The sequence below is a fragment of the Janthinobacterium sp. EB271-G4-7A genome (assembly GCF_020858075.1).
In the GTDB taxonomy this organism is placed as follows: domain Bacteria; phylum Pseudomonadota; class Gammaproteobacteria; order Burkholderiales; family Burkholderiaceae_D; genus Janthinobacterium; species Janthinobacterium lividum.
Window position 1 is genome coordinate 2068336 of the sequence record NZ_JACYMI010000001.1, and the last position, 14457, is coordinate 2082792.

9 protein-coding genes are annotated in these 14457 nt (G+C 60.7%); all 9 read left to right on the forward strand.

The features are described 5' to 3' along the window. Positions 1 to 9: 9 nt before the first annotated feature. Positions 10 to 552: a zinc finger-like domain-containing protein gene (locus tag IGS58_RS09390; protein WP_034783962.1), complete on the forward strand. Its 543-nt coding sequence runs from the start codon at positions 10 to 12 to the stop codon at positions 550 to 552. A 335-nt stretch (positions 553 to 887) separates the two neighbouring features. Further along, positions 888 to 2093, forward strand: coding sequence for a phage tail tube protein (locus tag IGS58_RS09395; RefSeq protein ID WP_230521176.1), 1206 nt, complete (start codon positions 888 to 890; stop codon positions 2091 to 2093). 30 nt (positions 2094 to 2123) lie between these two features. After that, on the forward strand, positions 2124 to 2621 hold the full coding sequence (locus IGS58_RS09400) for a hypothetical protein (RefSeq protein WP_230521177.1): 498 nt from the start codon (positions 2124 to 2126) through the stop codon (positions 2619 to 2621). A gap of 8 nt (positions 2622 to 2629) precedes the next feature. After that, on the forward strand, positions 2630 to 2965 hold the full coding sequence (locus tag IGS58_RS09405) for a phage tail assembly chaperone (RefSeq protein WP_070257666.1): 336 nt from the start codon (positions 2630 to 2632) through the stop codon (positions 2963 to 2965). 115 nt (positions 2966 to 3080) lie between these two features. Further along, entirely contained in the window at positions 3081 to 7655 is a 4575-nt protein-coding gene (locus IGS58_RS09410) for a tape measure protein (protein WP_230521178.1), read from the forward strand. After that, positions 7652 to 9121: a hypothetical protein gene (locus IGS58_RS09415; protein ID WP_230521179.1), complete on the forward strand. Its 1470-nt coding sequence runs from the start codon at positions 7652 to 7654 to the stop codon at positions 9119 to 9121. The genes IGS58_RS09410 and IGS58_RS09415 overlap by 4 nt, the downstream gene beginning before the upstream one ends. Beyond that, on the forward strand, positions 9118 to 11697 hold the full coding sequence (locus IGS58_RS09420; RefSeq protein WP_070257663.1) for a hypothetical protein: 2580 nt from the start codon (positions 9118 to 9120) through the stop codon (positions 11695 to 11697). Before IGS58_RS09415 ends, IGS58_RS09420 begins: the two co-directional genes overlap by 4 nt. Further along, entirely contained in the window at positions 11697 to 12527 is an 831-nt protein-coding gene (locus tag IGS58_RS09425) for a hypothetical protein (RefSeq protein WP_230521180.1), read from the forward strand. Before IGS58_RS09420 ends, IGS58_RS09425 begins: the two co-directional genes overlap by 1 nt. Continuing rightward, a complete protein-coding gene (locus tag IGS58_RS09430) occupies positions 12527 to 14410 on the forward strand; it encodes a hypothetical protein (RefSeq protein ID WP_230521181.1) in 1884 nt (627 codons plus the stop codon). Before IGS58_RS09425 ends, IGS58_RS09430 begins: the two co-directional genes overlap by 1 nt. The last annotated feature ends 47 nt before the right edge of the window (positions 14411 to 14457 follow it).

A 14457-nucleotide genomic window follows, 5' to 3' on the forward strand; every position in this document is an offset into this window, starting at 1 on the left:
GGAGAAATCATGGGGTTTGCAGAAAAATTCATCGCATCGCTGTCGTCGCAGAACTTGCGCGACGATGCCGTCCACCACGACCTGGATGTTATCGCGGCGGCCGCGCTGGCCGGCGACATGGGTGCCTTGCTGTGCCGCGTCAAGTATGCGGACGGCACCGTCAGCCGCCTGTTCGAAGGCAATGCGGGCAACCTGGCGCAGTTGCTGCGCGCCTGGACGGCTGCCGTGACGCAGAAGGGCCGTGCGCGGCGCTGGGTCAAGGCGCAGACGGCCTGGGATGCGCAGGCGGCCAATACCTTGTACCGCCGCGTTGCCGAAGCGTCGCTCGCGCATTGGCTCGACAGCAAATGCAAGGTCTGCCACGGCACGGGCGTCGTCGCTGCCATGCAGGCCGGCGCGCCTGTCGTCTGCAAGGCTTGCCACGGCGCCGGCGAAGCGGCCATCAGCTGCTCCGGCGGCTTCGAGCTCGAACGCATCAAGGATATGGTCAGCGAACTGGAAGGCATCTTCCAGTCGCACGGCGCCCGCGCCATGCGCCGCCTCGGCCACTGACAAATTTTCTGCAATATGCCTGGCACTGGAAAAAACGCCCCTACAATAGAGTCTCGATCACGCAGCAACAGCAACACCGGCAGCACCGCAGTACACCACATGCTTCTCCACTCGTAATAGACGCGCCCAAGGCGCGACACCGATAGGGGAACTCAGCGCAGCGAACGGCCTTCATGGCCCCTTCGTCCACCTTCCGTCCGGCATGGCCCCGCGCCATCCGGACGCCAGCCCGCCGCCTCACCGCGCGCGGGTTTTTGTCTTCCTGATTATTCGCAGTTCCTTCCCCAAGACCGCCTCTGGCGGTCTTTTTTTATCTCACGAAAGGTTTTACAACTATGGCATCGACAGCAAACGGCATCGACAGCTTGATCGTTATCAGCAAACAAAGCGCCGAAGGCAGCAAGGCCGCCGCCGGCGGCGGCCAGATTTATCCCCGCGTCACAGCCACTTTCGACACGGAAGCGGACAAATACGCGAGCGCCGAAATCGACGCCAGCCAGCAGCAGGGCGATACCCGCCTGGGCAATTTCCGCACCACGGGCGCCATCAAGGCCGAAGCGGCGTGCGGCACGTATGCGCCGTTGATGGCGGCGCTGCTGCGCCGCGACTTCACGGCAGGCGGCGTGGCTGCCGCACAAACCACCATCGCCGCGGCAGCCTCCGGCCTGACGCGCAGTGCCGGTTCCTGGCTGAGCGAAGGCTTCCGCGCCGGCAGCGTGGTGCGCATCACCGGCATGACGGTGCCGGCGGCCGCCAACAACGCGAAGAATTTCTTCGTCACGTCGGTGACGGCCACCAACCTGAATGGCCAGTTCATGGACGGCTCGGCCATGATCGTCAAGGCGGCCGGCGACTCGGTCGGCGTGGCGGCCGTGGGCAAGCGCAGCTTCACCCCGTTGACAGGCCATACCACCGACTGGTTCACGGCCGAAGTGCAGGACCCGAAGATCGGCGTGCACCGCAGCTTCGTCGACCAGCTGGTCAGCAAGATGGATATCGCCGTGCAGCCGAACGGCATCACCAGCCTGGACTTCACCCTGATGGGCAAGGCGGAAGGCCCGACCACGGCCGTGCCGTACTTCCCCGCGCCGCTGGCCGCACCTGGCTCCGGCAAGTTTTCGGGCGCCACGGCCATGCTGTCGGTGAACGGCATCCCGTCGCAGATCTGCACCGGCATGTCCGTTTCGCTGGATGGCCAGGTCAAGGTCGACCCGGTGATCGGCTCGAAGTACGCCACGGCCGCCTCGCGCGGCAAGGTGATGGGCTCGGGCCAGTTCACGGTGCTGCTGCAGGACGCCACCTACCTCGACTACTTCAAGTCCGAGACGGAAATCCCGCTGGCCTACGCCATGGCGTCGGGCACGGCGCCGACCGCCGACGTGCTGGCGCTGGCCATGGGCCGCATCAAGATCACCTCGGCCAAGATCGACGACGGCGAGAAAAACAAGATCGTCACCTGCGCCTTCGACGTCCTGCGCTACAAGGGCGCGGACGCGCAGCACGAAGCGACCACCCTGACCATCCAGGACAGCGCGCTGTAAGCAGCTGACGCTTGACCCGGGGCCGCCTTGATGGCGGCCTTTTTACTTTTACCTCAATCAAGAAAGAAAATACATATGAACAACGCACAAATGATCGCCTCGGCTGGTTTTGATATTTCCCTGTTGAATGATGGCAACAAATCGGTGGATCAGGTGCACCTGGTGTCAGTGTTGTTTGACGAAGACGGCGCACACAAGGCGGGCTTTGAAATCGTCAGCAAAAATTCCGACCAGTACCGTGCCGTGATTCGCGAAACGTCGGTGGTGGCGATCAAGCGCTCGGTGCGAAAAAGCAAGCAAATCGACGCGAAGACCGACGAAGGCGCCGCGGAACTGTATGACCTGGCGGAAAACCGCAACATGAAGATCGCCATCGCGGTGGTGGTGGGCATGCCTGGTTTCGTCGACAAGGGCGTCCCGGTACAGCCTTCCCCGGCTTTGCTGAAGGCGATTTTTGAAAAAATGCCGTCCTGGCAGGAAAAAGTGCTGGCCGCACTCGAGGCGGACGGCAATTTTTTGACGGTCTAGCCGCCGCCTTGCTGCTCTTTGCCGAGGAACAGTTTGAGCGTTCGGCAAAGGCGGCTGATGGCAATGCGAAAGGCGAGCACCTGGATGCCGCCAAGCGCCATCCACTCTACCGGGAGCCGCAGGCTCCCGTTCGCGCGCAACTGCCGTTTGAACTGGCGCATGTGTGGCAGTTTTTCGTGCAGATGAGCCGCAAGCGGCAAAACGGCATGGCGGTCAATCCCTTGAGCAGCCTGGATATCCTGGCATGGCAACTGCGGCATCGTATCCGTCTGGCGGTTTGGGAAGAGGAGCTGGTCGATCAGCTCGACGCAGCCTATATCTCCCATCAAAACAGTTCGCCTTAGCCCTGGTTTTGCCCTGATTTTTACAGCAGAGGTGACACGGAAAACACAACAGCCGTCGTGAAGGTGGCCTCGATTACACGGTCACCTTTGCGGTGGCTTTTTTTATGGGTAAATTATGACCGTTGAAATTGAAACATTGCAGATACGCATCGATACGCTCAATGTGCGCATCGCGGCAGATGACCTGGAACGCATGCGCGAGGCCAGCGAGCGGGCTGCCAAGTCGACTTTCAAACTCGAAGATGTCACGAAAAAATACACGGAGATACTCTCCAACCTGGGTATTTCCAACAATATTGGCCAGATCGTCAAACTGTCTGATGAATATACGAAACTGACAGCGCAACTGCGCATGTCGACCAGTTCGACGCAGGAATATGGCGAGGCGTACGACAATGTCAAGCGCATTGCCGCCTCGGGGCAGACAGACCTTGCCGCCACGGCAGGGTTGTATGCCCAAATGAACGATGCGACCAAGAAACTGGGCATCAGCCAGGCCGAAGTGGCCGGCATCACCGAGGCGCTCAATCTTGGCGTCAAGATCAGCGGCGCCTCGGCGGCAGATTCCGCCACCGCCTTCAAGGGGCTGTCCGACGCCTTCGCCGATGGCGCCCTGAGCAGCCAGCAATTTAACGATATCAGCCAGGCTGCGCCCGAAGTCATGGCGGCCATGGCCGCCGGCCTGGGCGTGTCGAAAGAAGCGCTCGCCGGGCTTGCCGGCGCAGGATTGATCACTGCCGACGTGATGGCCGTCGCGCTGCCAAATGCGCTGGGCGAGTTGCGCAAGGAAGCTGTGCAGTTCGAAACCATCGGTGGCAGCTTTACCGTCTTGAGCAACAACGTGATGGAGTTCACGGCGAGACAGGCGGAGTCGACCGGCGCCGTGCGCCTGATGACGAGCGGCCTCGAATTTCTGTCGAATAACCTGACCCTGGTCGTTGGCGTGCTCGAAACGCTGACCACCGCGAAATTTGGTTCCTGGGCTGCCGGCGTCGTCGTGGCTACGTATAGCAAGGTCACGGCCAACCGGGCCTTGCTGGCATCCACCCTGGCGGCGGCGAATGCCGACGTGACGGCGACCGCCGCCACCTCTGCACTGGCGACCGCACGTGTTGCTGAATTACAAGCGACGATACGCGCCAGCCAGGCCGACGTGGCGCTGGCGCTGACCACGAATGGCCTGATCCCGGCCCAGGCCCGTGCTGCAGTTGCCGCCGAAGCCCATGCCGCTGCATTGGTGGCGCAAACGACCGCAACGCGCGCCGCATCGGTGGCTGCAGGAGTGCTGAAGGGCGCCTTGGCATTCATGGGCGGTTATATCGGTTTGCTGGTGACTGTCGTAGGGTTAGGTGTTACTGCCTGGAATATGTGGGGGAGTTCGTCGAAAGACAATGCGGAGAAAGCCGTAGAGCCCATGCGCAAGAGTACCAAGGAAATCGTTGCTGAACTCGACAAGCAGATGGTCCAGCTCGCAAAGCGCAATGAGCTGGCAAAGCTGGGCGTGTCGGAGAAAGGACTGAATACCCCGGCTGGCGAACGCATGCTGGAGATTTCGACGGAAATGGATGCCGTGCGCAATCGCACGGGAAAATACCAGTCCCTGGACAAGGCCGGGGTGGACAGCAACCTGGCAAGGCTGCAGGGCGAACTGGATATGGTGCACGGCAAGCTCAAGCAGCTTGAGCAGCAAGAAGCGCCCGGCAAACCGAAGAACGGGCCCGCTACAGGCATGCCGGCGCTTCCCGCTCCGCCCACGCCTTTCGAATCCATGATGAAAGAGATGCACGGCAAGGCCCTCGACCTGAAGCGCGAAGCTGCCGGTTATGCTGAGATGAACGAGGCGCAAAAGTTCGATTTTCAGTTGAAGGAACTCCGTGAGAGTCAGACGAAAAAACTGACTGCGTCGGAGCAGGCGGGATTCGAGGTTGCGCGTAAGGTGCTTCAGGCCCGCGTCGATGAGATCGAGGTGGGCAAGCAAGCCAAGGCTGTGACCGAGCAGGCGCTGGCAGACGCGAAAGCGCTGTCCGATACACGGACGCAGGCCGTCGCCGATGCCGTCAAGGAAGCCGAGGCTGGCGAAAAGCTGGTGGCGGTGTATGGCATGAGCAAGACCGCCATCGCGCAGAATGAAATGGCGCTGCTGAAGGAGCAGCGCGCCGCGCTGGCGGTGGGCAAGGAAAATGCGGCCCAGATCGAGTATTTGAATGCATTGATCGATGCCAAGCAGCGCAGCATGACGGCGACGGAAGAACTGGCCGCCAAGGAGGCGTCTGCCGCTGCGGCCAAGAAGGCCTCCGATGACTGGGCTGCCAGCGCCAAGGATATCGAAAAGTCACTGACTGACGCGTTCATGAACGGCTTTGAAGGCGGCAAGAACCTGGCGACCATGTTCAGGGACAAGTTGAAGAGCATGTTCAACAACCTCGTGCTGCAACCGATCATGTCGCCCATCGCGGCCGGCTTTGCCTCGTTCCTGAATCCGGGCGCGGCGCAAGCGCAGGGCAGTCTGGCCAACGGCGGGGGCATCCAGTCGCTCCTGAGTTCGGCGAAGGGCATCTACGATTCGCTGTCCAGCGGACTTTCCGGTATTGGCAACTCGGTGGCCGATGGCGTGCAGCGCGGTATCAACATGCTGCAAGGTAATTCTTATTCTCCGTTTGTCAGTGCCAATGGGTCTCTCGCCACCGGTGTGGGCGCGGCGGCAAGCGTCGCCGCCGGCGTCATGGGCGGCGTGTATGGCGGCAAGATGATTTCGGGCGAATATGGCCGCAATGGTGTGGTCAATGCCGGTACGGCCGTTGGCGCAGCACTGGGAACCGTCGTCTTTCCCTTGGTGGGTACGGCTATGGGCGCGCTGGTGGGCGGCCTGCTGGGCGGCGCGGCGAACCGCTTGTTCGGCATGGGCGAGAAAAAGGTCAGCAGTGCCGGTATTTCGGGCAACCTCGGTGCCGATGGCTTTACGGGTGAGAGTTATTCGAACTGGACCCAGAAGGGCGGCCTTTTCCGCAAGAATAAGAAAGGTACCGACCGCTCTGAAGTCGATGCCGAGCTGGCGGCCTCGCTTGGCGATACGTATGCGCAGATGAAGGCGGTGACGGGCGCTTTCGCCAGCACCTTGGGCGTCAACACGGATAGCCTGGCCACGCGCACGCAGTCGCTCAATATCGTCATGACCAAGGATGACGCCGCGAACCAGAAAGCCATTGCCGATTTCTTTACCGGCGTCGGCGATGCGATGTCAAAGGAACTGGTGCCATCGCTGTCGCAACTGAGCCAGAAGGGCGAATCGGCCAGCGCTGCGCTGCAGCGCCTGGCGGGCAACTACGCGGTCGTCGATGCCATGCTGGCTACCCTGGGCAGCACCTCGCAGCAGGCATTCGGCGCCGTTGGCGTGGCGTCCCTGGCGGCACGCGAACAGTTGGTCAAGGCTGCCGGTGGCGTTGAAGCACTGGGCAATCGGACTGCATTCTTTGCCGAAAACTACCTGACCGAAGCCGAGCGCCTGGCGCCCGTGCAAAAACACGTGACGCAACAGATGGCGGCCCTGGGCTATGCGAGCGTGACCACGCGCGCGCAGTTCAAGGATACGGTATTGCAACTGGTCAATTCTGGCGCATTGGCCACCAAGACGGGGGCCGACCAGTATGCGGGCCTGATGGCATTGGCCGATGCGTTTGCGAAGACGCATGCGGCGACGGAAGACTTGACCAAATCGGAGCAGGGCATTGCCGACGAGCGCAAGGGCATCCAGGAAAAGCTCGACCAGATGACGATGACTTCGGCGCAATTGCGTGCCAAGGAGCGTACTGCGGTCGATGCCACCAACCTGGCCTTGTATGACCAGTTGCAGGCGCGGCAGGACATTGCCAGTGCCTATGAAACGGAGTCTTCGGCCCTCAAGTCCACCATCGATCGCCTGAAATCGTTTGGCGACGGCATCCGCACCTTCAAGGATTCTCTGTTGCTGGGCAACCTGTCGACCTTGACGCCGATGCAGAAGATGGCAGAGGCGCAGCGTCAGTATGAAGAGACGCTGGCCAAGGCGAAGACGGGCGATGCGGCGGCCCAGTCGGCGCTGACAGGAACTGCCACGGCATATCTGACGGCCAGTCAGGTCGTGAACGCTGCAAGCGCGAGCTATGCCGCCGATGCGGCCAGGGTCCAGTCCGAGCTGGCGGCACTGGCGGCGATCACGGGCACACAGTTGAACGATGCGCAGAAGCAGCTGACGGCACTCGATACGCAAGTGGGGCAGTTGATCAACCTGAACAAGACGGCGGTTGGTATCGAGCAGGCGGTCGATGCGCTGGGTGCTGCGTTGCGGGCAGGCGGGCAGACCGATATCACGGGTGGCATGCGCTTTGCGCCTGCTGCCGGCATGTCTGTCGCCGCCTCTTTCGGAGAGTCTGCGGTGGAAGCACCGGCAGTGTTCGACCCCGTGCGCTACTCGTCGGCGGCGAACGTCGGCTCCGATGTACTGGTGGCCGAAATCCGCGGCCTGCGCGAAGACAACCAGGCCATGCGCGTGGAGCTGGAAGGTTTGCGTGCCGACCAGCGGGCGCAGACGGGCGCCACCATCCAGGCCACCTTTGAATCGAATGCCAGCGCCGCCAGGACGGTGGTCGATGGCGTGGATAAATCGTCCCGGGCATCCGCCTGGGCCAATGCAGTGAAAGGAGAGTACGCATGACCGATGCGCAATTTCAGGATTGGCTGCAAAGCCCGTCGGCCATCCGCATGGTGCTGATCGAGGCGCAAGTGAACGTGGACGGCAGCGAGGTGACGCGGTATATCGCCTCCCGGCCCTACGTCACCGGGCCGCGCGAAGTGCCAGCGAATACCGCGTACCAGCCGCTGGCCAAGGGCGGTCTGGCCTTCACGGAACAGGTCAGCCTGTCCGGCGAGGCGGGGCTGTCGGGCGGCGATATCGAACTCGATAACGCCGATGGCGCGCTCGATGGCTGGCTGGACGACGTCTGGATGAACCGGCCGATCAAGGCCTGGGCCGGTGATCCGTCCTGGCCGCGCGCCGACTTCCAGCTGGTCTTCGACGGCATCATCGCCGACATGGCCAGTGCGGGGCGCGAGTCGGTCAACCTGGTACTGCGCGACAAGCTGCAGCGCCTGAATACGCCGATCTCCGAGGCCAAGCTGGGTGGCACGACGCCGAACAAGGACGCCATCCTGCCCATACCGTTTGGCGAGTGCCACAACGTGACGCCCTTGCTGACCAATCCCGCCACGCTGGAATACGGTTTTCTCGGCGCGGTCGAATCGACGTTTGAAGTGCGCACCAACGGCAAGCCGATTGCCGTGGCCTTGAATGACCAGGCGGGCCGCTTCAACCTGACTACCGATCCGTTTTCCACCACGATCACGGCCAGCGTACAGGGCGACAAGGGCGGCGGCTATGCGCCGCGCATCGCGCCGCTGGTGCAGCGTATCGCCACGGCCTACGGCAAGGCGGCCGACCGTTTTGTCCTGGCGGACCTGGACCTGGACAACCTGGCCGCCTTCGACGCGTCCCACCCGCAGCCGGTGGGGCTGTATGTTGCGGACCGCACGAACCAGGCGCAGGCCATCCAGCAACTGGCGGCCAGCGTGGGCGCCCAGGCGATCATGTCGCGCACGGGCCAGCTGCGCCTGGTGCAGATCGCGCTGCCGGCCGCCGGCGTGCCGGTGGCGATCGGTCCGGAGCAGATGCGCGAACGCTCGCTGCGTCCCGCGCAGCGCCTGCCGGTGACGGCCGCCGTGAAGATCGGTTTTGACCGGAACTGGACGCCGCAGGCTGGCCTGACGACCAGCATACCGCCCGCGCATGCAGATTTGTATGCCACCGAATGGCTGACGGAGACGGTGGTCGACGCGGCGGTGCGCACGCGTTACCGCTTGAGCGACGACCCGGTGCAGATCGATACGTGCCTGAAGACGCGGGCCGATGCCCGCGCGGAAGCGCAGCGGCGCCTGGCCTTGAGCAAGGTACCGCGCACCATTTACGAATTCGATGGAGAACCCGAGATGATGATGCTGGAACTGGGACAGCCCGTACAACTGCGCGCTGAACGCTTTGGCTTGCAGGATGGCGTGCCGGGCGTGGTGGTACTGCTGTCGCGTTTCTGGCTGACGGGCAGAGTGACGGTGGGGGTGCTCGTATGAGCGCGATTGTGGGAGAACGCGATTCGCTGCTGCAGGCGACGGCGGAGCGCTTCAGCACGACGGCCGATGGCAAGACGCTCCTGATGTCCGCCAGCACGCCCGTATTTCGCGTCAATAGTGCGGGTGAGGGCGCGCCCGGCTCGATAGCCATCACCGCCAAGCCGGTCAATGTGGTGGGCGATATCGTGTTTTCCGTATCCGCCGGCACGGCGTTGCGGGTGAACGGCAACGTGGCCACGGTCGATTTTGCCAGCATGACTACCGATACTGCCCTGGTGCAGGCACGCATCCGTGAATTTGGCGTCGATTACCTCGCCAACTACATGGTCAGCAAGGTCTTCGACGGCGCCGCCGGCGAGACGGGCCTGGCCGGATTGAACACGGGCCAGGCCTTCGCCTACAAGCGCGCCGCTGCGGCACCTGGTGATTCTCCGGGCGACGTGATCTACGCCTTTTCCACGGCGGCAATCACGACACCTGCCGGCAATGACCTGGCCAATGGCTGGTCGAAGAATATCCCGGCTGGCACGGCGCCGCTGTATGTGCGCGTGGCGGCCGCCAGCTCGCGCAATGCCACGGACAATATCGCCGCCAATGAATGGTCGGCTGCGGTGCAGCTGGCCAAGGACGGCACCGACGGCTTGAACGTGGCGCCCGTGCGTATCTACCAGCGGGGCGCAACCAACATAGCGCCCGCGCTGCCGACGGCCGCATGCACGTTTACGTTTGCCACGGGCAAACTGACGGGGTTGAACAACGGCTGGTCTACCCAGGTGCCGTCGGCGGGCGGCGCCTATCTGTTCATGTCCGGCGCCACGGCTGCGTCACGCGCGGCGACCGATGACATCGCCCCAGGCGAATGGGCGGCCGCTGCGCGCCTGGCCGCTGATGGCGCCACCGGCCAGCGCGGCACGGTGACGGTGACGGCGCCTGGTTACTCGGCCTGGTCGGATGCGTCGGCCGTGTATGAGCTGGGGCGAGCTGGCTACGGTGCACCGGTCAACCGCGACGTGGTGACCTTGTATGACGCGACGTATGTGATGACGAAATTCTTTGTCGATGGTGGATGGCTGGAACTGGGAACTGTGTTAAATGGAAACCTGCTTGTACCTGGAACAGTGGCAACAAAGGCGCTGGCAGCAGACTCCGTCACGGCTGAGAAAATCGATGCGCGCGGATTGGCAATAAAGGATCGCGACGGCAAGGTTATTCTCAGCGCCGGCATGCCCTTGACGGCGAACTACCTGGATGCGGGCATAGGCGCGGGTAACCTGATCAGCAACGCTGGTCCCTATCCAGGCACGGTAGGCGGCTTCGGTTTATTGTATTCGTACTCACCAGGCACGACCATTTTCGCACCGAGTTACGCACCCTACTTGCCGGGCGGCGCAGGCGGTATTTATATCTGCTGCATGGGGACCGTTTCAGCAGGTTCCAATGCTATTGCCTCACCAATGCAAGATGGGGAATTCCGGAAATTTCCAGTGATTCCAGGCACGCGTTATGAGCTTAGTGCCTATATGACTTCACATCGCTGCAAAGGTGCCGTCAACATCGCTTTCTACAAAATGGACGGTACTTATCTCTCGGAGATACCCGGAAATGCCATAGACAACGTCGGCGTAATAGGCGCCCTTGGCAGTTGGCCCAGATCAACACTATTCGCTACGGCCCCGACCGGAGCCGCTTATGCCTCGGTGCGTTGTGTTCTTGTGGGCGATGGCGGAGTCGAACCTTATCTCTTTATCTCCCTGTGGTATTTCGGCGTGGCACTTGCCGCGCAAACGGTTCCATCGGCCTGGGCGGACGGCCCAGGAGCCGGATTCGGGGACAATCTTTACGGCCAGATCACGCCGACCAATTCTTCGACCTACATCGCGAACGCTGCTATTTTAAACGCACAGATTGGCGGTGATATTTACAGCAGCAATTGGAATGGGAGTGGCAGCACGACGGGATGGTGCCTGGATCGAAATGGAAATTTGCACGCGAATAGTGGCACTTTCCGTGGTGAACTGCTTGGTGCTTCTGGTACTTTTTCCGGGAAGTTGACGGCAGACACCATTATTGCCGGACGTGGTCAAAACAAAAATAATACGACGTTTATCGATTTTAACGCTACGGGCAGTATGCCGTTTATCTATGCTGGCTCGGGAGCAGTGAGTATCACCGCCGATGGCGAAGGTACTTTTGCCCGCAGACTCCTGTCACCACCGAATTTGGTGCGTCGTGGAAAGACGTCCATTTCCCCAGGGCTAGTTGGATGGACTGGTGAAGAATATCGCCCCTTTACCGTTTACATCGATACTGGAAAGGCATTCGAGATTGCATGGCATGAGGCTCCGTCGGACACTTTTTTGGCCACCGCGACGATTTCAGAGGGTAAATCGAGCCCGAACGGTGGCTGCAATGGTTATTGCGAAGCGTCTGTTGTTGTTGGTGATGGCCTCAAAAGTGCTAGTGCCTCCCTCCTGCCAATTGATAATCAGATATACATTCGATTTACCTGGACCCCGGTCAGTGGCAATGGCTACATTATCCCAACTGAGATCACTTGGAAGCTGGTTAAAATCTAATGAAAAATCTACGCATTATTTATGACAACGCCGCCGACCGTGCAATGTTAACGGCATCGAGCCAGGCCGGCACCTTGGGTCCGACCAATCTGCAGCGCGAGGGAAAGTCTCTGGTCTTGCGCTCAATCGGCACAGCGCTGAGCATCACGGCAACCTGGCCGTCACCGGAAATTGTCGGTGGTTTGGCCCTGCCGTTTTGCAACTTGACCCCAGGGGCGACCATCCGCGTGCGCGGCTACATCGAGCCCGGCCACACTGCGTCTGCATTCGATACTGGCGTCATGCCAGCATGCGAGTATGCGCGGCTGGGCATGTGGGACTGGGGCGCATTGCCGCTGGGCTTGAATGCCTACAGTTACGGCGGCGGTACCTACGCCCGCTGCTGGTTCCAGATGCACAGCATCAGGAAGCTGGTGATCGACCTGGCCGACCCCGACAATCCTGCCGGCTATATCGAGGCCGCGCGTCTGGTGGCTGGCCCTTACTGGAGTCCCGAGCAGAACGCGTCGTATGGCGCCGGTATCACGCCAATCGATACCAGCAGCCAGTACCGCAATGGCGCTGGCGAACAGAAGGTGGAGCGCGGCGTGATGTACCGCAAGCTGTCGCTGGCGCTCGATCACATGACGCCGCTGGACCGTGCCGAACTGTGGCGCATCGTACGCGGCAACGGCCTGTCGGGTCCGCTTTTCATCAGCCTGTATCCCGACAGCGACGATGTTGAACTGGAGCAGGCGCACCAAGTGTATGGCCGTCTGGCCAATTTGGCCGCCATCACGACACCATCTTTCCAGGCTTATGCCACCAACATTGAAATAGAGGAGTTGTAATGAGCGATTTTTTTTATTATGGACAGAAGGACACGATCCAGCGCTTGAACGAGCTGGCTGGACGGGGCGCCGTGGTGGCGTCGTATGCGCCAGCCGTGGGGCGGTCGCCGCTTGGTGGGCCGAATGGCTATATGGATGCCGCGTGGATTGATAGTGCAACGCCAATTAAGTCACAATTCCCTATCAGTATTGGTGAAGGGATGGCGAACAAGTATGGATACAACTACCTGCAAGGTGGTCAAGGTCAGCGTCTGTATAAAATCGCAACCTTGGAGCCTACGGCTTCCAGTACGTACTCATCGCTGCGTATTGATGCAATGGTAGGGGGGTGGGGCGCTTATGATTTGACAGCAATGACTATCATCATTGGCAGTCGTGTCGCTACGGCAGTTGAAGGTGTGAACGTCGAATGGTCGTCCAGCCGCTTCATCCCGCTTAATGTACGATTCTTGGCGTACTTGGAATCAGATGGCAAAGTCTCGGTGTACCTGTTCTTTTTGGCAGGTGGTTTTGCTCAGGCATCGTTCCAATTGATGGGAATGCAGATCGCTACCTATACCAGCCCAGTAGCGGTGGACACAGTGACTGGCACGCCAGTATGGGATAGTTCCGCAAGCCCATCGGAGCCTTTGTATCGCTCCCCTCGTTCGCGTGGTATGGGTAACGCCCCAACCACTCTGCAAGGTACGAGCTTTGACAGCATTGTCGAAGTGCGTGCGCAAGACGGTAACACGTCTTCAGTGTCGTACCTTGCAGGCGCGCCAAAAGCGCACTCAATGGCAGCTAAACAAGAGGCAGAAGCCCTTCGTATTGGTGTATCCGGCAATACGGGTATCTCATACGCCGGCTTCTTCAATGCTGTGGTATCCGTAGGTGAAAATGCCAGCCCATTCGCATTGGGATACAAACTGGCGCTTAAGGCTCGTGATGTGGGTTCGGGGAACTTCACCCCAACACTGTTTTCCATTACTGGCAATGGCACGGTTTATGTTCCTTTGCTCAAGGCAGGAAGTAGCGACCCTTCTCTACTGCGACATAACATCTGCCGTGGGACAGGGCAAGGAGCAGAGATTATATATTTTGGCGTTGATAACGCCCCCGCGCCAAGTGTAAGTATTTTAGCCTCTGAAGGGGTAGGAAGTTGGTCGGCACCGGTAGCGGTACTATATGTAGGCAAGAACTCCACTACAGGTCGTAGCGTATCAGCCGGAGGTACAGTCAATACGTCTGGCAATGATTATGCCGAATACATTTTCAAAAGCCCGGTCTGCGGTGTCGTCTCCCCCGGCCAAATAGTCGGTATTACAGCCGACAATAAAGTCACCGACCAATGGTCCGATGCTGTCATGTTCTCGATCAAATCGACGGCGCCCTCGTTTGTCGGTGGTGATTCCTGGGCGAATGACATAGGGCAGCGACCATCTCCCCAGGCTGGGCCGGCGCCGACCCAACCCCGGCGCCGCGAAGACCTGCTCATGCAGCAGCCCGTGCCCGGTATCAACCCACCGGAATTCGAAGACGTGATAACGGAACCCGGCGACACCGATGACGAATGGGCGGAAAAGCAGGCCACCTACACCGCCGCACTGGCCGCCCATAACATCGCCGTGCAGCAGGACGCCGAAGCCATGGCCGCCTTCGACGCGGCGCTGGAAGCCGAGCGTCAGAAGGTCGACCGCATCGCCATCGCAGGCCGCGTACCGGTCAACGTGCTTGGCGCCCTGCCGGGCGACTACATCGTGCCGGTGCAGAACGGCACCGGCATCAAGGGCATCGCCGTGCATGAGGACGATCTCAGCATGAAGCAGTACCTGCATGCCGTCGGCCGCGTGATCTCGATCGAGCCGGATGGCAGGGCCTACGTGATGGTCAAGGCCGTGTAGAAAAACAGTCGTCCACTTTGAACCCGCTTCGGCGGGTTTTTTCATTT